Source organism: Enterococcus sp. S86.2 (assembly GCF_059834485.2).
Map to the genome: position 1 here is coordinate 1,703,522 of NZ_CM206813.1, position 18,092 is coordinate 1,721,613.

The 18,092-nt window shown below is 37.0% G+C and carries 19 protein-coding genes and 1 riboswitch; of the genes, 4 read left to right on the forward strand and 15 right to left on the reverse strand.

Annotated features, from left to right (window positions below; translation table 11 throughout):
- A complete protein-coding gene (gene purS / locus AC6R0T_RS07910) occupies nt 1–255 on the reverse strand; it encodes a phosphoribosylformylglycinamidine synthase subunit PurS (RefSeq protein ID WP_303753913.1) in 255 nt (84 codons plus the stop codon).
- 1 nt (nt 256) lies between these two features.
- Nucleotides 257–985: a phosphoribosylaminoimidazolesuccinocarboxamide synthase gene (gene purC / locus AC6R0T_RS07915; protein WP_303753912.1), complete on the reverse strand. Its 729-nt coding sequence runs from the start codon at nt 983–985 to the stop codon at nt 257–259.
- 303 nt (nt 986–1,288) lie between these two features.
- Between purC and AC6R0T_RS07920 the strand changes: the two genes are divergently transcribed.
- Nucleotides 1,289–1,669 (forward strand): hypothetical protein, encoded by a 381-nt coding sequence (locus AC6R0T_RS07920; protein WP_206903718.1) that lies wholly within the window; start codon nt 1,289–1,291, stop codon nt 1,667–1,669.
- Between the two features lie 156 nt (nt 1,670–1,825).
- On the opposite strand, the gene purB is transcribed toward AC6R0T_RS07920, so the two are convergent.
- From purB to AC6R0T_RS07945, 5 genes are all read right to left on the reverse strand, one after another.
- Entirely contained in the window at nt 1,826–3,121 is a 1,296-nt protein-coding gene (purB, locus tag AC6R0T_RS07925; RefSeq protein ID WP_303753911.1) for an adenylosuccinate lyase, read from the reverse strand.
- Between the two features lie 52 nt (nt 3,122–3,173).
- Entirely contained in the window at nt 3,174–4,304 is a 1,131-nt protein-coding gene (gene purK / locus AC6R0T_RS07930; protein WP_282462424.1) for a 5-(carboxyamino)imidazole ribonucleotide synthase, read from the reverse strand.
- Nucleotides 4,288–4,776: a 5-(carboxyamino)imidazole ribonucleotide mutase gene (purE, locus tag AC6R0T_RS07935; RefSeq protein WP_303753910.1), complete on the reverse strand. Its 489-nt coding sequence runs from the start codon at nt 4,774–4,776 to the stop codon at nt 4,288–4,290. The genes purK and purE overlap by 17 nt, the downstream gene beginning before the upstream one ends.
- Before the next feature lie 177 nt (nt 4,777–4,953).
- Nucleotides 4,954–6,249, reverse strand: a complete 1,296-nt coding sequence (locus AC6R0T_RS07940) for a nucleobase:cation symporter-2 family protein (protein WP_303753909.1) — start codon at nt 6,247–6,249, stop codon at nt 4,954–4,956.
- Nucleotides 6,250–6,831: a xanthine phosphoribosyltransferase gene (locus AC6R0T_RS07945; protein ID WP_230710557.1), complete on the reverse strand. Its 582-nt coding sequence runs from the start codon at nt 6,829–6,831 to the stop codon at nt 6,250–6,252.
- Between the two features lie 88 nt (nt 6,832–6,919).
- Nucleotides 6,920–7,017, reverse strand: a riboswitch (purine riboswitch).
- Between the two features lie 198 nt (nt 7,018–7,215).
- Here AC6R0T_RS07945 and AC6R0T_RS07950 point away from each other — a divergent pair.
- The gene (locus AC6R0T_RS07950; RefSeq protein ID WP_282462421.1) at nt 7,216–7,524 is read left to right on the forward strand and encodes a hypothetical protein; all 309 of its coding nucleotides are present in this window, start codon (nt 7,216–7,218) and stop codon (nt 7,522–7,524) included.
- 200 nt (nt 7,525–7,724) lie between these two features.
- On the opposite strand, the gene AC6R0T_RS07955 is transcribed toward AC6R0T_RS07950, so the two are convergent.
- Genes AC6R0T_RS07955 through AC6R0T_RS07970 form a run of 4 tightly spaced genes read right to left on the reverse strand, consistent with a single transcriptional unit; the run spans nt 7,725 to nt 10,373 of the window.
- Entirely contained in the window at nt 7,725–8,405 is a 681-nt protein-coding gene (locus AC6R0T_RS07955) for a hydrolase (RefSeq protein ID WP_230710554.1), read from the reverse strand.
- A 26-nt stretch (nt 8,406–8,431) separates the two neighbouring features.
- Nucleotides 8,432–9,049, reverse strand: coding sequence for a glycoside hydrolase family 73 protein (locus AC6R0T_RS07960; protein ID WP_230710552.1), 618 nt, complete (start codon nt 9,047–9,049; stop codon nt 8,432–8,434).
- Complete coding sequence (locus AC6R0T_RS07965; protein ID WP_303753908.1) at nt 9,039–9,836, reverse strand: M15 family metallopeptidase; 798 nt, start codon at nt 9,834–9,836, stop codon at nt 9,039–9,041. The genes AC6R0T_RS07960 and AC6R0T_RS07965 overlap by 11 nt, the downstream gene beginning before the upstream one ends.
- A gap of 24 nt (nt 9,837–9,860) precedes the next feature.
- Nucleotides 9,861–10,373, reverse strand: coding sequence for a hypothetical protein (locus AC6R0T_RS07970; RefSeq protein WP_303753907.1), 513 nt, complete (start codon nt 10,371–10,373; stop codon nt 9,861–9,863).
- Between the two features lie 112 nt (nt 10,374–10,485).
- Here AC6R0T_RS07970 and AC6R0T_RS07975 point away from each other — a divergent pair, with 112 nt between their 5' ends.
- Complete coding sequence (locus tag AC6R0T_RS07975) at nt 10,486–11,433, forward strand: Gfo/Idh/MocA family protein (protein ID WP_206903729.1); 948 nt, start codon at nt 10,486–10,488, stop codon at nt 11,431–11,433.
- A gap of 181 nt (nt 11,434–11,614) precedes the next feature.
- Here AC6R0T_RS07975 and AC6R0T_RS07980 read toward each other — a convergent pair whose 3' ends face one another.
- Entirely contained in the window at nt 11,615–12,571 is a 957-nt protein-coding gene (locus tag AC6R0T_RS07980; protein ID WP_206903730.1) for an aromatic acid exporter family protein, read from the reverse strand.
- A 141-nt stretch (nt 12,572–12,712) separates the two neighbouring features.
- Between AC6R0T_RS07980 and AC6R0T_RS07985 the strand changes: the two genes are divergently transcribed.
- A complete protein-coding gene (locus AC6R0T_RS07985) occupies nt 12,713–13,318 on the forward strand; it encodes an FUSC family protein (RefSeq protein WP_206903731.1) in 606 nt (201 codons plus the stop codon).
- Nucleotides 13,319–13,334: 16 nt separating this feature from the next.
- Here AC6R0T_RS07985 and AC6R0T_RS07990 read toward each other — a convergent pair whose 3' ends face one another.
- The 3 genes from AC6R0T_RS07990 to AC6R0T_RS08000 all read right to left on the reverse strand — a co-directional run bounded on the left by AC6R0T_RS07990 (nt 13,335) and on the right by AC6R0T_RS08000 (nt 18,085).
- Complete coding sequence (locus tag AC6R0T_RS07990; protein ID WP_303753906.1) at nt 13,335–14,465, reverse strand: sodium ion-translocating decarboxylase subunit beta; 1,131 nt, start codon at nt 14,463–14,465, stop codon at nt 13,335–13,337.
- Entirely contained in the window at nt 14,458–14,583 is a 126-nt protein-coding gene (locus AC6R0T_RS07995) for an OadG family protein (RefSeq protein WP_206903733.1), read from the reverse strand. Before AC6R0T_RS07995 ends, AC6R0T_RS07990 begins: the two co-directional genes overlap by 8 nt.
- A 139-nt stretch (nt 14,584–14,722) precedes the next feature.
- Nucleotides 14,723–18,085: an FtsX-like permease family protein gene (locus AC6R0T_RS08000; RefSeq protein WP_303753905.1), complete on the reverse strand. Its 3,363-nt coding sequence runs from the start codon at nt 18,083–18,085 to the stop codon at nt 14,723–14,725.
- Between the last annotated feature and the right edge of the window lie 7 nt (nt 18,086–18,092).

Below are 18,092 nucleotides of genomic sequence, written 5' to 3' on the forward strand. Positions count from 1 at the left end.
TTAAACTTCCTCCATTGCAATAATTTCGTAACGATAAGTTTCCATGTTGACATTAGCAAGTAACTTGTCGCAAATATTTTCAATCATTTCCTCAACGGGCCGATCGCCTTTAGCTACTTTAATTTCAAAATATTTTCCGATGCGAATCTCATCAATTTCTTCATAACCCATACGATGAACGGCACCTTTAACTGCTTGCCCTTGTGGATCTAAAACTGATTCTTTGTACGTTACATAAACTTTTACGAAATACATGCTATTGCTCCTCCACTAAAAATTGATTTTCTAAACGCTTTAAAACTTCTTCATAAACAGGAACCAAATCCCCTAAATCACGTCGGTAAATATCTTTATCTAAATGTTCATTGGTTGCCAAATCCCAAAGTCGACAAGTATCTGGTGAAATTTCATCCGCCAAGAGCAGTTGTCCGGAAGTGGTGCGTCCAATTTCAATTTTAAAGTCAATTAATTTAATGCCAATTTGGGCAAAAATTCGTTGTAAAACTACATTTACATTTCGAGCTAAATGTTTAATATCGTTAATCTCTTTGCCTGTAGCTAATTTTAGTAACTTTACGTGATCGTCATTAATGAATGGATCATCTAGTTTATCTTCTTTGTAATAAAACTCTACAACCGGAAAACTAAGGGGTGTTCCTTCTGCAACTTGTAATCGTTTTGAGAAGCTACCTGCAGCAGTGTTCCGAACAACAACTTCCAGTGGAATTATTTCTACACATTCTATCAATTGTTCGGTTTTTGATATTTTTCCGACAAAATGAGAGGGAATTCCTTCGTTTTTTAGTTGTTGGAAAATTAAGCTGGTAATTTGATTGTTTAGTGCCCCTTTGCCAGATACTTGATCTTTTTTAGCGCCATTTAACGCAGTAGCCTGGTCAAGATATTCTACCCAATAAACAGTTGGATCGTCAGTCGTATAAAGTTTTTTAGCTTTGCCGGCGTAACGTAATTCTTTTTTTTGCATTTTGCACCTCATTTTATTGACATTAAATTTTGCATCGCCAAAATCGTTCGTGTTTAACTTGTGTTTATTTTAACAATCGCAAAGATACGGGTCAACATTTATCTGGATAATAATTATCAAAACGTACTTAATTGTTCGTGTTTAACTTTTTTTCAAAAAAAATATTTTTATTGATATAACTATTCGTAAAATTTTTTAAAATAGTTTTTCAAAGCGGTTTTTAATGAAGCGTTTACAGTAAAATAAAAAAGTGTTATAGTACTTTTAGACTCATTGATAGGATTATTTTTAGGAGGCCTATGCATGGAAGAAAGTCAACTGGTTGCCAACTTTTTGGATTCCCTTGTATTTGAAGAAAAACGTCGGCTGTTTAACGACTTATTAGCAGTAGAAGAAGTTTATCAAATGAATAAAAATACTTCGTTTTATACTTTTCGCAAGGTAAAACAAGCATCAAAACGTCATGTTGACTGTCGCAAACGAATTTTTCGATATCAAAACAGTCACAACGAAGAGTTAATTATCGAACAGATTCATGAACAACGTTTCTTTAAAAACAACTATACTTTTAAAGTATTTTTTAATTTGGAAGAGTATAATTTTTCCTTTGTAGAGAACATCCTCGCTGTTTTGCGAGATGAAAGAATGCGCCATTATACACAACCAAAAGTAGTATTTGGTTAAAGATGCTGATTTATTATCAGCGTCTTTTTTTATAGAAATTTTGGTTTTGCGGCATAAGATTCAAATAGCCGCAGAGTTATTTATCGCAGAGTTATTTATAAAGTTAAACAACCAGAAATAAAAAACGACGAACCCATTTGCGAGTTCGTCGTTTTTTTATTCTAGACCGACACGTTTAAAGATTGCATCTACATTTTTAAGGTGGTAATGATAATCAAAGGCATCATCTAAGTCCTCATTACTTAAAATAGAAGTGATTTTTTCATCTTCTTCTAACAAAGGTCGAAAAGCCGTTTGATGATCCCATGCAAAGGCAGTTTTTGGTTGTACCAAATCATATGCTGCTTCTCGGGTCATTCCTTTATCAATTAACTTTAACATTACCCGTTGACTGTAAATCAGGCCAAAAGTAGCATCCATATTTCGTTTCATATTTTCCGGAAAGACTGTCAAATTTTTAACGATGTTGCCAAAACGATTTAACATATAGTTCAATAAAATTGTTGTATCCGGAACAATGATACGTTCTGCTGAAGAGTGAGAAATATCCCGCTCGTGCCACAACGGTACGTTTTCATAGGCAGTTAGCATATGACCACGAATCACCCGCGCCAGTCCACACATATTTTCAGAGCCAATCGGATTGCGTTTGTGTGGCATAGCAGATGAGCCTTTTTGACCTTTGGCAAAATACTCCTCTACTTCTCTTGTTTCAGATTTTTGTAATCCACGAATTTCAGTAGCAAAACGTTCGATACTAGTTGCAATTAATCCCATTGCAGCAAAGTACTCTGCATGTAAATCGCGAGGCAATACTTGTGTTGAGATTTCTTGGGGCCGAATTTCCAAGTGTTCACAGACATATTCTTCAATAAAAGGCGGAATGTTTGCAAATGTTCCCACTGCACCAGAAATTTTGCCAGCTTCAACGGCTTTGGCAGCATGATCAAAGCGTTCGATATTTCGCTTCATTTCAGAATACCAAGTAGCTAATTTTAAGCCAAAAGTAGTTGGTTCTGCGTGGACACCATGCGTCCGACCCATACAGACTGTGTTTTTGTGCGCGATAGCTTTATTGCCGATAATTTCTAAAAAGGTTTGTAAGTCTTTGCGTAAAATATCATTAGCTTGTTTTAATAAGTAACCGTAAGCTGTGTCAACCACATCGGTACTCGTTAAGCCGTAATGTACCCACTTGCGTTCTTCTCCTAAACTTTCTGAGACTGCTCTGGTAAAGGCAACTACGTCATGCCGCGTTTCCTCTTCAATTTCTAAAATTCTTGGAATATCAAATGTTGCATGTTCGCGAATTTTTTTTACATCATCTTTTGGGATTTCACCTAATTCAGCCCAAGCTTCATCAGCTAAAATTTCTACTTCTAACCACGCTTTATAACGATTTTCATCTGTCCAAATTGTACCCATTTCCGGGCGTGTATAACGTTCTAACATGCAATAGCTCCTCTATTTTATATTCTATTTAAACTTTTAAGACACGCGTTATCTAATCCCAAATATTGGTTTGGTAGATTTCCTCCAAGGTGCCATAAATATCATCTGTGGTAATGGTAATGTGTCCCATTTTGCGGCCAGATTTTGCTTGTGCTTTTCCATAATAATGAAACTGCCAATTGGGTTTTCGTGCAATCAAGTCATAGGTTTCCCCTAGCTCATCACCTAAAATATTGACCATAACAGCATCACTTAATAATTTGACTTCACCTAGTGGCCAACCGCAAATCCCACGTATATGGGCGTCAAATTGGCTTTGACTGCATGCTTCAATAGAATAGTGACCAGAATTATGCGGCCGAGGCGCTAATTCATTAACATAAATGCTACCTGTTTTGGTTAAAAACATTTCAATGGCCAAAACACCTCGTAAATCCAACGCTTTTGCGATCACTCTGGCAATTCGTTGTGCTTCTTGTGAAACTTCGGTTGCAACTCGTGCTGGCGCAATCGTTTCATGTAAAATATTGTTACGATGGATATTTTCTACTACTGGAAACACCATAAATTCACCGCTGCCATTACCGGCAACCATCACGGAAATTTCTTTTTCAAAAGGAATCCACGCTTCCAATTCACAAGTACCTGAACGCAATAGATTCATGGAGGGCGCCAAATCAGCAGTACTATATAAAACATACTGTCCTTTTCCGTCATAACCTCCCCGCGTGGTTTTTAACACACAAGGATAACCGATACTGTCAATAGCATCTTGAATATCAGTTGGGCTAATGATTGTTTCATAAGGAGCAATAACAATATTATTTTCTTCCAAGAATGCTTTTTCCATTAAACGGTCTTGGGTAATTGCTAAAAGATCTGTTCCTTGTGGGACATTGGCACTATAAATAATCGCATTTAATGCATCAACGCTCACATTTTCAAATTCATAAGTAATTACATCACAGCGTCGTGCCATTTCTTCTAAAGCAAAAACATCGTCATATGCTGCAACAATATGCCAATCTGCCACTTGCGCTGTTGGACAGTCTTCGGCTGGATCTAAAACACCAACACGAAAACCCATTTCCTTTGCACTAATGGTCATCATTCGACCTAGTTGTCCGCCACCGACAATCCCAATTACAGCTCCTGGTAATAAAGGCTTAACCAAGTTGATCACTACTTTCCATCACAATCTCACGCATCTTCGCTCTCTTTTCAGCTAATTTTTGCGCTATGCCTAAATCATACATGGAAAGCATCTGCGCCGCAAGTAGTCCGGCGTTTGTTGCACCAGCTTGTCCTATTGCCGTCGTCGCAACCGGCACTCCAGCTGGCATTTGCACAATCGAAAGCAAAGAATCCAAACCATTTAATGTTCGTGATTTAACTGGAACACCAATCACTGGCAACGTTGTTTTGGCAGCGACCATACCAGGTAAATGTGCAGCGCCACCCGCACCGGCAATGATTATTTTTATTCCTTTTTCTCTTGCCCCCTCGGCAAATTCAAACATTAAATCTGGTGTTCTGTGGGCAGATACAACTTGTTTTATATAGCTGATTTCTAATTCATCCAACTGCTCACAAGCGTGTTTCATTGTTTCCCAATCGGATACGCTTCCCATAATTATTGCAACTTCTGCTGTCATGATTTGCTCCTTTATCGTTGACTTTTTTTTATTGTAACAAGGATAATTTCGACTGTAAATAATTACTCGAATAATAATATTGTTTTTAGTTTTTTCGTTCGTGTTTTGTTTAAGATAAAAAAATGCAAATGACAAACGCACTGTCATTTGCATCAATTTTCTATTTTGCTTTATTGCCTAATCAATCACGACTTTTTCATCATCTTTCAAACCGTTAAAGACAAGATTTAAAATAATCGCAGTTAAACTACTCATAACAATCCCATTACCGGTGAACATTTGAACAGTCTCTGGTAATTGGCTAAAAAGTTGTGGCATTAAGTTAAAGCCTAAGCCAAAACTAATGGACACAGCAATAATCAACAAATTTTTATCGTTGTTAAAATCAACTTTTGACAACATCTTCATCCCTTGAACAGCCACCATACCAAACATAACTAACATCCCCCCACCTAAAACGGGTTCAGGAATAATTTGAGCAATAGCACCAATTTTAGGGAAAAGTCCTAAAATAATTAAGAAAATAGCTGAAAAATAAATTGGTTTTTTCGTCTTAATCCCTGATAGTTGTACCAAGCCAACATTTTGTGAAAAACCAGTATATGGAAATGTATTAAAAATGCCACCTAAAATAACTGCCAAACCTTCTGCGCGGTACCCGCGTTTAAGATCATCTTCTGTAATTTTTTTACCCGTAATATCTCCTAGCGCAAAATAAACGCCCGTTGACTCTACCATACTGACAATCGAGATGATAATCATAAGTAAAATCGACCAAACATCAAAAGTTGGTTTTCCAAAGTAAAATGGTTTCGGAATATGGAAAACAGGTGCGTGACCAATTGCAGCAAAATCAACTAATCCCATCAAACAAGCCAGTAGTGTTCCCCCCACAAGTCCGACTAAAACAGAAATTGAACGCAGGAATCCCTTAGCGAAAACTTGAACACCAACAATTAATAAAATGGTGACAAAAGCTAAAATCAATTGATTGGGATCACCGAAATTTTGAGCTGTCACATCGCCACCACCCATTTTGGTAATGGCAACCGGAATTAAAGTTAATCCAATCACTGTAATAACTGTTCCTGTTACCAATGAGGGAAACAATTTTTTAATCTTTGAAAAGAAACCTGCTACTAAAACTACAAAAATTCCAGAAGCAATAATGGAACCATAAATGGCACCAACACCTGATTTACTACCAATTAAAATCAACGGGGCAACAGCTTGAATGGCACACCCTAAAACTACCGGTAAACCAATGCCAAAAAATTTCGTTACTGTTAATTGTAAAAGCGTTGCAATCCCACACATGAAAATATCAATAGAAATTAAATAGGTCATTTGTGTTTCGTTAAAACCTAAACCTGTTCCGATTAAAAGTGGCACTGCCACGGCACCGGCATACATCGCAAGTAAGTGTTGCAACCCTAATACGGCTGCTTTTCCGTTTTGTGTCTGCTTATCCAATTAAGCATCCTCCTCGATAAATTCAACTTCACCTGCTTTTAATGATGCAATTCGTGCTAATGAAACAACTTTAATCCCCATGTCTTCTAAAAGTTTGCGGCCATCTTGGAAAGATTTTTCAATCACAATGCCGATTCCTTCAACATGAGCACCAGCTTGTTGACAAAGCTCAATTAAGCCTTTTGCTGCCTGTCCATTTGCTAAAAAGTCATCGATTAATAATACATTGTCGTCTTTTGTTAAGAATTTTTTTGAAATCGAAACAGTACTCGTTACTTGTTTTGTAAAGGAATAAACTTGCGCTGTCAAAAGTTCTTCGTTCATCGTTAAACTTTTAGACTTGCGGGCAAAGACTAAAGGAACACCTAATTCTTGTGCCGTATAAAGCGCTGGAGCAATGCCGGAAGCTTCAATCGTCACGACTTTCGTGATATTAGCTGCTCTAAAGACATCTGCAAAAACTTTGCCGATTGCCTCCATTAAAACGGGATCAACTTGGTGGGTTACAAAACTATCCACTTTTAAAACACCGTCACCTAATACACGTCCATCTTCTTTGATTCTTGCTACTAATTCTTTCATAATCACACTGCTCCTTCTTAATTTTTCATCTTTACTGCCAAACTAACAAAAAAAGACGCTTTTTGCCAGTCTAAGCAAAAAAAGCGCCTTACGCACGTTTTTTGCTTATAGTCCAGTATTTACGGTACTGGGTAGAGACTGTCGACCAGATTACGACGATATATAAGCAGGTATGTAGCTTACTGCGCCATGCGCAATAAATTATGTATTGGAGTATAACACCTTCATTGAAAACTGGCAACCAATTTTCTTGAAAGAATGATAATTTCTGTAAGATTTTTTCATTCCTTCTCAACTGCTGGTGAATAACAGTTGCGACAAAATTTTAGCTCATGGCATTTCTGTCATAAAAAGGCAGAAACTTTTTTTAAAAACTATGCTATAGTGACCTTACTAGTTCGTCGTTGGAGGAAGATTATGCAAGCAAAAGAGTTCGTCACTATTTTGGCTACTATGCCAAAAAAAGAAAATTACCAAGGTCTTTATATCGAAGATGCTTTCGTTACAGCTATCAAAATCGATCAAAAAGGCGACTTTGTTTTCATTGCCGAAAAAAATAAAGCACCTTTAACCATTAAAGATTTACTGATTGCTCTTATGACCAATAAAAGTCGTGAACTGTATTATTGGCAAGACAATCACAAACAAAAAATCTACGGAATTAAAGAAAAAGACGCCAAAATTATTTTATAAATGCGCTTTAACCTTATAAAAGCAAAATTAGAAAACGAGTGATAAGATACGAAATTTCAGCGTAAAAATTTATTTTTTTTAAAGAAACTTAAATTGGCTCGCACTTTTAATAACAGGTTATAATTGAATAAAAACCAGTCAAAAGTCTAGCAATTCAGCGAACTTTTGACTGGTTTTTTATCGGTTTTACTACAATTTATTTAGCCTTCCTTATCAATTTCCATTTGACGATAATGTTCCATTTTACGACTAAATAATTCCCCATTAGATGGTGGTGTAAAGGTAATGGCATTGGCGCCAGCTTGAATCGTTTCTAAAATACTTTCTTCTGTTGGACCGCCCGTTGCCATAATGGGTAAATCAGGATAGTTTTCACGGAAATGTCGAACAGTATCTGCCGTATCTTTGCCCGCACTGATATTAATAATTTTAACCCCCACCGCTAATTTTTCATCAATTGGTGTTAATTTAGAGGTCACTGTACTTACAACAGGAATATCTACTACACGACAAACCATTTGAACGGTGTCTACTGATGTTGGTGCATTTAAAACGACGCCAATCGATCCTTGTGCCTCAGCAAACATCGACATATAAGTCGAACGTTCGCCTTGTGTTAAGCCGCCACCTACACCAGAAAAAACGGGGATATCAGCAGCCTCAATAATCGATTTGGTAATAGCCGGGTGTGGTGTAAAAGGATACACAGCAATAACCGCATCGGCATCGGTATTGCGAATAATCGCGATATCAGTTGTAAAGATAATGGAACGTATCCGACGTCCAAAAATTTGTATACCGGTTGCTTCGCGGATAATTTTAGGAACGCGCACGATATCTTTGCGTAATTCAGTCGAGATTTTCGGCATTTTTTGCTCCATGAAAACACTCCTCCTTTGATTGAAAACTAGTCATATTGCATTAAATTATACTCTTCTATCATACTTATAATTTTATCAGCATATTGAGGATCTGTCGCATATCCCGCCTCTTGTAAGGCTTTTGCAGCTTGTTTATAATCTTGGGCTAATAATACAGACTCATATTTTTGTCGATCCCAGTTCACACCGTTAACAAAAAGCATCGTGTGATCATCCATAGAAGCTTCCCAAGAATCATAAACCTTAAATTCACCCTTAATGGTGATATATTGTTCGTTGACAAATTCTTGGGTATCTAATTTTACTTTCGGGACATCCCCATAAGCTTTAATGCCAAATAAATTTTTATACTCACTGGCTAATTGACTTTGACCAAAATTCGACTCTAGCGCGGCCTGACCTAGGATAATACTAGGCAAAACACCATAGCCTTTTTGAAGTTCTTGGGCGTGGGGAACTAATTTTTTTATAAATTCTTTGCGGCTGACTTCTTCATTTGTTACAGATGCCACTTGTGTCGGTGTAGTCGGCTGGCTTAATTGTTTAATTGAAAAAACAAAAGCCGCTAAAATAAGCAAAAATCCGGCTAAAATTGCTGGAAAGCCGGCCTTTTTACGTTTCGTGTATTTTCTTTTAATGCTCATAACCCTCCCACTTTTCTAATAGGTCAAGATACTCTTCCAGTGTTAAATTATGTTTTGTCATATATTCAGCGCTTTTTACTCCAACATAACGTAAATGCCACGGTTCATAGGTGATTTTCGTAATAGCTTGTTTACCATCAGGATAGCGCACGACAAAACCAAAGCGACTGGCATTTTTTTGTAACCATTGCGCGCCTGGTTGACTACTGTAGCTTTCATCTAACACCATATTGGGATTAGAGGCTAACCAATTTTCATCTACAACATCTACTGCAAGTCCGGTATGATGTTCACTATAACCAGGTTCGGTCATGGTCAATTTGGCTTTTTGTGTTGCGGCTTCTTTAGTTAACTGCTCTTGATTTTCTAATTGCGTCATGCGCTCATTAAAAACTTGTTTTTGATAAGCAACTGAGCGAAACGCAGAAACCAGATGGAGCTTGATATTGTCTTTTTTAGCAGCGTCCGTTAATTCTTCATAACTTTTCACGATCCTTTGATCGACAATATGCCCATCAGCTAAGGTGGTTAATTGTTCTTCTGGTACTTCTGTTACGATTTTATGATCCGGGCTAACTAAGACTAACCTCCAATCATCTCGTGCAATCTGTGGCAAGTCTGTTGGTCGCATAGGTGTTGAAGAGGTGGTGGTTGTTGTCTTTTTGGCACTAATGGCTGTGGATGCCACTGTTTTATTCGCATAATTTTGTTGATATTGACCAAAAAAAACAAAAAAAGTGGCACAAGCTACGATTAAAACCGCACCTACTCCGATTAATTTATTCAAAAGTCTAAAACGCTCCTTTAATAGCTATTGATTGTAGGTTTCTTCTAAATTTTCATTAACCCAAGCTAACAGGCCAACTTTTTCTTGTTGTAACTGTTGTTGAATCCGTGCTGGCAAGCGAAAACTTAAGATATCATCAAAACCCCACTCATCATACGTAATAAAAACGCGTAAATCAAGCAACTGATTATTCTCTTTTTCTTCATTATGGGTAACTACTTCAACATCAGCCAACTTTTTTTGTAACCATTTTTGCGCAATCTGCGTTTTCAAACGGCGATATTCACTAACTGCCTGCGTTCTTTTTTCGGGGAAAATAATCGTTTGGCGCAACACTTTTTGCATGAGCATCCATTCATAATCGCTAAAAAGATTCTTAATTTTTTGATTTTGCTCTGGAGTTAATGTACCGTTTCCACTCTTCCATTTTTCCCAGCTGACCTTGTCAGTATTTAACACATTTTGATAAAATGTTACTTCATTTGTGTACTGTTCTTTAATTGTTTGTACTAAAATGGTGATATATACTTCGTGCATAAGAATCCTCCTCTTATTTATTTTACTTAAATTATTTGTTTAAGATAGGTATAGGCCTGTAACTTTCCTAATTTTTAAAAGATTGCTAAACTAAAGCAAAGGAGCTGATTTTATGAAAAATTACAAATGGGGAATTGCTGGTACTGGTGGGATTGCCCACGAATTTGCGGAAAATTTTACCGGTAAACAAAGTACCCTTACCGCTGTATCCTCTCGTAAAGAAGAAACAGCAAAAGAATTTGCCACTCGTTATCAAATTGCCAATAGTTACGGCACGTATGAGGAAATGCTCAATAGCGATATCGATATTGTCTATGTGGCGGTCCCAAATGCCACTCACTATGATTATATCAAAAAAGCTTTAATAGCAGGCAAACACGTCTTATGTGAAAAAGCCATCACAATGAACTTAGCTGAACTAGAAGATGTCATGAAAATTGCAGAAGAGAAAAAATTAATCTTACAAGAAGCAATGACAATCTTCAACATGCCATTATACGATGAACTAACACGCCTAATTGATCAAAACAAATTAGGCAAATTAAAAATGATTCAAGCACCTTTTGGCAGCTACAAAGAACCCGATCCTAAAAACCGCTTTTTTAATCCAGCATTAGCTGGTGGTGCTTTACTTGATATTGGCACATATGCGGTTTCTTTTGCCCGTTACTTTTTATCTAGCACACCAGTTGTTGTTGCAACTACTATGGTACCTTTTTCAACTGGCGTCGATGAACAGTCGGTGACCATTTTACGTACAAAAGAAGATGAATTGGCTACCGTTAGCTTAACCTTCCAAGCAAAAATGCCCAAAATTGGTATTGTAGCTTTTGAAAATGGCTATTTGGAAATTAATGACTATCCTAGAGCAGATAAAGCGACATTAACCTATACAGACGGCAGCAAAGAAACTATTATTAGCGGTGCTAGTAACGCAGCTTTTGGTTATGAAATTGATAACTTAACCGCAACTATTGAAGGCAAACCCAATAAATCTCTCTTTTTAACCCATGATGTTATTGCTATTTTAGATCAAATGCAAAAAGATTGGGCTAAATAGCACAGTTTTACAATTGGGTACTTAACAAGTCACTAACTAAAAAGCAACATAAACTACTTACCGAACATTTTTCCTAAAACATTTGGAACACCGTTTATTCGTAAAAGCGCTTGACTGATTTTAGTCACCTTCTCTATTACAAATAAGCGGTGTTTTATAAGTAATTTTTGCGCCCTCTTTTTTAATTTTCTAACTTACTACTAAATTCCACCTTTGTTTCAATAAAACTGGTAAACAATTGCAGAAATTGAAACAACCGGGCCCGATTTTCAAATTCTAAACGGTCTTTAGGCAGTGGACTTTCTTCATAGTTACGACCAATTGCTGCAATTAACTGTAACAATTCGCGGCCATCATTGTCATACCCAAATGTTTTGGCGGTTGTTTGCAACAAATAACGCATGTCAGCTACATATTCTTCTTCGACTTCAATCTGATCCAATAAGTTTATCATGTCTCTTAAAATCAATACTTGCCCACGCCGCATCGTAAAATAGGTGGCAAAAGTCGTGTCTTCTTGAAACCATTGATTTTGCTGATGACGCTTGGCTTTAATTTGTGCTTCGTGTAAATATGCCACGAGCTGTCCACAGGTTTGTTGGGCCTTTTTGGCAGCAGCAGGTGTATTTAACCCACTTGCCAGTTGGGCTAAAAGCTTTTTAAACATCACCTCAATAATCGTCTGTTCTTCTTTTAAATTTTTGCCAATATCAGGCATATACAAATTTGCCAATAAGGCAAGCCCTACACCTAAACTCATTAATAGAAATTCGTTAGTAATAATTTGCCACGCAAAAGATTGTTCCGTTAAGTAATGGGTAACTAAAACCGAATTGACAACGATGCCGTCATCTAGTTTGAAATAAACGGAAACTGGAATAAATAGCAATAAAAAAATACCAAAGGAAAAAGGATTAAAGCCCAATATATTAAAAATAAAAAAGGCGATAATCGTCGCAATAATCAAAGATACGACGCGATAAAAAGCGGTGAGTAGCGTAGCTTTTTTGGTATTGCCGACACTTAAGACGGCAATAATACCGGCTGCTGGTGCATATAATAAATTTAATAATTGCGCAAAAAACATCGCAAAACTGGCAGCAATTACTGTTTTAATCGTACGTAATCCAATTTTCATAAGACCCTCCTTTGCTTTTAGTTTACCGATTTCACAGTAAACTGGCAATCTTAATGGATTTTCGTTATCATATTTATAGAAGAACAATCAAATTTCACCAGCTTATTTACAAAGCAAAAATTATAGAACAGGAGCTAAATAATGCGATTAGGACGTTTTCGAATTGGAATGCGCACCATGAAAACAGCACTAGCAGTTATGATTTGTATCTTGCTTTTTCATTTTATCGACCGTGGGCAACCTTTGATTGCCGCGCTAGCTGCTGTTTTTTCATTGCGTCAAGATTTAACCACAACCGTTTCTTTTGGCAAATCTCGCGTCTTAGGTAATTCAATTGGCGGTATTGCCGCAATTCTTTATTTTTTTATCAAACAATATTTTCACCATGATTTCTTAGTAGAATTGGTTGCGTTACCGATTTTTGTAGCTTTGGTGATTATTGTCTCTGATGGAATTAATAATAATTCTGGCATTATTTCAGCAATTGCCACCATGCTTTTAATAACGCTAAGTGTAACCGAAAGCCAATCGGTTTATTTTGCCATTGATCGGGTGTTGGACACCTTTATCGGGACGTTTATTGCCTTAGCGATTAACTTCATATTGCGGCCACCAACCAACGAAAAAGAAAAAGAAATTGCCGAAGATTTAGTGGAATTAAAGAAAAAAGAAGAAAAATTACACTTTATGCTCGCTGAAGTCCAAAGTGAAATAAAAAAAAGAAATGAAAAAGAAGATGGTCAATGATGGCCATCTTCTTTTTTTAACCAAAATAAGCTAACAACGTTCCCGCTGCCACGGCAGAACCGATAATGCCAGCTACATTAGGCCCCATGGCATGCATTAACAAATAATTCGTCGGGTCATTTTTTAAACCTTCCTTGTGCACCACTCTGGCTGCCATCGGCACTGCTGAGACACCGGCTGCACCTATCATCGGATTTACTTCGCCCTTTGTTAGTTTACACATTAATTTGCCAAATAATATTCCTGAGGCCGTTCCAATGGCAAAAGCAAATAATCCTAAAATGATAATTTTGATTGTTTCTAACGATAAAAAAATGTCCGCTTCTGCTTTGGCACCAACCGTTAACCCTAGCAAAATGGTAATAATATACATCATAGCATTTTGCAGCGTTTCAGTTAACTTAGGTACCACTTGTGATTCACGAATCAAATTACCCAACATCAGACAACCAATTAAGGTAGTCGCTGCCGGAACCACCAACGCTACAAAAATGGTGGTAAAAATTGGAAAAACAATCCGTTCTTTTTTTGTTACAGTCCGTTGCATTTGCATTTTAATTTTCCGCTCTTTTTTTGTAGTTAAGGCATTAATAATTGGCGGTTGAATCAACGGTACTAGCGCCATATAAGAGTATGCGGCAATTGCAATCACAGACAATAGATGCGGCGCTAATCTGGTAGTTAAATAAATGGCAGTCGGACCATCTGCACCACCTATAATTCCGGTTGCTGCCGCTTCTGGTCCAGTCATACCGAGTAAAATCGCCCCAAAGAAGGCCGCAAAAATTCCAAATTGCGCTGCCGCACCTAAAAGTAGGGTTTTGGGATTAGCTATTAAAGGACCAAAGTCAGTGGATGCCCCCAAACATAAAAAGATAAGCGGTGGATAAATTCCCAGATTTGTTCCTTGATACAAATAATACAAAAGCCCCCCTGGTTCAACATCTGTCGGGCTAGCAAAAATTCCTGTAAAAGGTAAATTCACCAATAAAATACCAAAAGAAATGGGTAATAGTAAGTAAGGCTCATATTCTTTAAAAATCGCCAAGTATAAAAAAATAATCGCAATTAAAATCATAATCAAATGTTTTCCCGTCATGCCGGCAAAACCCGATGTTTCTATCATATTTTTTATAATCTCAGTCATCTTTCATCTCCTTAAAAATCTTTTTAAATAAAAGTAACGCACCCCATAATGCCGTTAAAATAAAAAAGACAAATAACATGGCAACAATTGTAATCATTCCTGCTTCTTTTAAAGACATTTTCCTCCTCCTTTATTGTTATTACTTTAATTGTAACAAAACTGTCCTAAGACACAAAACGAAAACGGATACAAAGAAAAATAAAAAAGATCCGTCCGCTTGTCTCTTAAGACAAAAAACAAAACGGACTTGATCTTTTTTATTCATTTGATTTTAAGGCTTCAATCATATCCACGTTTTTTAACTTAACATAGACAAAAATACCCACAATTATCGTAAAGAAGATTGTAATGAGACTAGCATACAAATAGCTCAAAGGCTGAATAGTTGGTGAAAACATGACCATATCTAACTCTACTGTCTTCAAGACAAAATCGTGTTCAATTTTACCTAAGATTAATCCAAGTAAAATACCGAAGAATGTTAAAATAATATTTTCCCGATAGATATACATGGTTAATTCATTATCGTAAAATCCTAAGACTTTGATGGTTGAAAGTTCGCGAATTCTCTCGGAGATATTGATATTGTTTAAGTTATACAAAACAATGAAGGCCAAAAGTCCCGCTGAGATAATCAATACCCAAACTACAATCGTCAACGCTTGGGTCGTGTCATCTAGTGCATTTAGTGAATCTGATAGAAAAGTTACATTGACAATACCAGGATTGTCCATCAACTTTTCGGCTACATCTTTTTCCTGACTGCTGGTTAAATCCTTTTTAAATAATAAGAAAGCAGCATTGTAATCCGGCTTTTTATGAAAGACTTGTTCATAATAAGCTGGGCTCAAATAAGCAAAATGTCCGGTATAGTTCTCAGCAATTCCCGCGATTTTAACTGGATAACTTTGTTTATTGTTATCTTTTAACTGAATGGTGTCCCCAATTTTTAGGTCAAAAAGTTGCGCCAATTTTTCATTAATTACCGCACCCTTGTTTTGTAATTGGTATTCCCGCTTACTTTGACGATTATTTAATAAAATGAACTGGTCTAAATCTTTGGCATTTTGCGGTACATAAACACTAACATCTTGCGGTGTTTTACCATGACCGGAAACGTTGAAGGTCTCCATGCTAACTGACAGCGTATCTTGATAGCGATTTAATTGTTTGGCATCTTTTTGGTAACGATCTTTTGCTGCCTGATCATCAGTAAAGGAAACAACAGCTTGGTAATGCCACAATTTCTCAAATTGCAAAGGGATGATATCGGTAATGGAGTCCCGCAAACCAAATCCGGTCACAATCATGGCCGTACAGCCGGCAATCCCGACAATTGTCATCAACATCCGCAATTTATACCGGAATAAGTTTCGCAGTGTGACTTTTTGATTAAAGTTCAGGCGTTTCCACAACGGTTTAATATTTTCTAACCACACGCGTTTTCCGGCCTTTGGTGCTTTAGGACGCAACAAAGTTGCAGGGGGTGCAATTAAATCAAGTCGCACCGTCAACATCGCGACTCCAACGGTACAAATCAAACCAACGACAATACCGATGATCGTATAATTTAAATACCATGGTGTAACAAAAGAAGGCAAGTTATAAAGTTGACCATAGGCTTCAATAATAATACTTGGAAACAACTTGAAGCCAACCAATAACCCCAGTAGTGAACCGATAATTCCCGCTAATAAGGAATAAATAAGAAATTTCAAAGCAATTTCATAATTGCGATACCCTAACGCTTTAAAAGTTCCAATCTCGCCTCTTTTTTCTTCTACCATTCTACTCATAGTAGTCAAACTAACCAATGCTGCAATCAAGTAAAATATCAGAGGAAAAACGGTCGCTAGCGAGGTAATGCGATCGGCATTTTGCTTGTATTCTGTATAGCCAGGATTATCATTGCGATCACTAAAAATATACTCGGCTGGCTTTAGGTCACTTAAACGTTTTTGCTCATTTTTTAATTGTAATTCTGCATCTAGTAATTTAGGCATATTGGCACTTGTTTCTGCTTGAAAATCTGCCAATTGCTTTTGGTATTCTTTTTCGCTATCTGAGATTTGAGTTTCAGCCTTTTGCAAATCCTCCTTGGCCTTTTCATTTTCTTTGGCTAGGGTTTGTTTAGCTGTGCTCAATTTTTCAGCATCTTGTTCCAGTGCTTTTTTTGCTTCTTCCAATTTTGTTTCTTCTTGGGCTAAGCTCCGTTCTTTTTCTTCAATCTCACGAAGATCAAAAGAGCTGTCTGTTTGACTATTTTGCAATTGTGTTAACTGATTTTTTAAGTCGCTCACTTGTTTGGTGACTTCTTTTAAAGCTGCCGTAATATCGGCTGACGTCGTATTTTCTTCATCCCAATTGTTGATCATTTTAACCAGCTCGTCGGCTTGCAATGATTCTGCCAGTTGCAAAAGGGAACTTTTCTGTTCACTAATCAGATCTGAAAGTTCTTCTTCATCAACCGTCAGTTGCTCTAACTGACTTTTCAAATCATTTCCACTCGTAATTTGTGCTTGAACTTGTTTGATTTTCAAATCATTTTCCTGGGAAGCTGAAGCAGTAGTTGCCGCTTTACGCGCTTTTCTTACATTTTCTTGATCAGTTTTTAACAATTGCGCCTGTTGGTTTAATTCTTCATTTTGCTGCTGGAGTTCCTCTTCTTCTGTGGCCAAATTTTTTGCCGCTGTTTCTTGGGCTATTTTGCCGTCTTTTGTTTTGGTAGCTAATTCCTTTTTGGCATTGTCAATTTTTTCTTTGGCTGCTTTTAGTTTGTCTTCGCCTGTGTCTAAAGCTTTCTCGCCTTTTGTAATTTCAGCTTGAACTGCTTTTAATTGTACTTGAGCTTCTTCTTTGACCTCAACTAGACGTAACTGTGGTCTTTTAGCCAACTTTCTTTTTAGGCTTTTAATTCCTTTATCCGTAGTATCTTCATAAGTTTTTGAATAGGCCACCTGTTTTTTACTATCTTTAAATTGCACCAAAATCCGGCTATAGGCTTTAAGATTCAAGTCACTTTTATCAACGACTGCAAAATAATCGACCGTACCAGTGCCAACATTGGTATTCCCACGTTTAATATTTTCAATGTATTCCGGGCTATTCACAAACCCCACAACTTCAAATTCTCTTCTTTTTAGCTGTTGTTTTTTATCATCATCAACTGCCACTGTAAATTTGTCACCAATGCGGTAGTCTTTGTGATAGTCTGCTAAATCATCTAATGCAATTTCACCTGACTGTTTGGGTAAGCGTCCTTTTACGATGTGATACTGATTTAGCTTTTGTTTTTTATCATACCCCAAAAATCGCAATACTTGGTTTTTATCGCTTAAATTTAAATCAAGCATATATTCCGGTTCTGCGGTTGCGACTTGGCTATCTTCTTTGATTAAATCAAGATCCGTATCGGATAGACCTAATGTTGCTATTATGGTAGCATCTGCTAATTGCGTTTGATCATAATAATTATCACTGGAGGTGATCATGTCTGGTCCCGTTGCACCAATCCCAACAAAAAAGGCTGTTCCTAAAAAGATGATACCTAGAATCGACAAAAAGCGAGCCGGTGAATTTTTTATCTCTTTCAAACTTGTTTTGAGCAAAGCACTTTTCATCTATTCC

Excerpts from the sequence above, each read along its gene's own strand:
- purS (WP_303753913.1), bottom strand. The coding sequence starts at position 255 with ATGTATTTCGTAAAAGTTTATGTAACGTACAAAGAATCAGTTTTAGAT.
- purC (WP_303753912.1), bottom strand. The coding sequence starts at position 985 with ATGCAAAAAAAAGAATTACGTTACGCCGGCAAAGCTAAAAAACTTTAT.
- AC6R0T_RS07920 (WP_206903718.1), top strand. The coding sequence starts at position 1,289 with ATGGAAGAAAGTCAACTGGTTGCCAACTTTTTGGATTCCCTTGTATTT.
- purB (WP_303753911.1), bottom strand. The coding sequence starts at position 3,121 with ATGTTAGAACGTTATACACGCCCGGAAATGGGTACAATTTGGACAGAT.
- purE (WP_303753910.1), bottom strand. The coding sequence starts at position 4,776 with ATGACAGCAGAAGTTGCAATAATTATGGGAAGCGTATCCGATTGGGAA.
- AC6R0T_RS07945 (WP_230710557.1), bottom strand. The coding sequence starts at position 6,831 with ATGAAAGAATTAGTAGCAAGAATCAAAGAAGATGGACGTGTATTAGGT.
- AC6R0T_RS07955 (WP_230710554.1), bottom strand. The coding sequence starts at position 8,405 with ATGGAGCAAAAAATGCCGAAAATCTCGACTGAATTACGCAAAGATATC.
- AC6R0T_RS07960 (WP_230710552.1), bottom strand. The coding sequence starts at position 9,049 with ATGAGCATTAAAAGAAAATACACGAAACGTAAAAAGGCCGGCTTTCCA.
- AC6R0T_RS07970 (WP_303753907.1), bottom strand. The coding sequence starts at position 10,373 with ATGCACGAAGTATATATCACCATTTTAGTACAAACAATTAAAGAACAG.
- AC6R0T_RS07975 (WP_206903729.1), top strand. The coding sequence starts at position 10,486 with ATGAAAAATTACAAATGGGGAATTGCTGGTACTGGTGGGATTGCCCAC.
- AC6R0T_RS07980 (WP_206903730.1), bottom strand. The coding sequence starts at position 12,571 with ATGAAAATTGGATTACGTACGATTAAAACAGTAATTGCTGCCAGTTTT.
- AC6R0T_RS07985 (WP_206903731.1), top strand. The coding sequence starts at position 12,713 with ATGCGATTAGGACGTTTTCGAATTGGAATGCGCACCATGAAAACAGCA.
- AC6R0T_RS07990 (WP_303753906.1), bottom strand. The coding sequence starts at position 14,465 with ATGACTGAGATTATAAAAAATATGATAGAAACATCGGGTTTTGCCGGC.
- AC6R0T_RS07995 (WP_206903733.1), bottom strand. The coding sequence starts at position 14,583 with ATGTCTTTAAAAGAAGCAGGAATGATTACAATTGTTGCCATGTTATTT.
- AC6R0T_RS08000 (WP_303753905.1), bottom strand. The coding sequence starts at position 18,085 with ATGAAAAGTGCTTTGCTCAAAACAAGTTTGAAAGAGATAAAAAATTCA.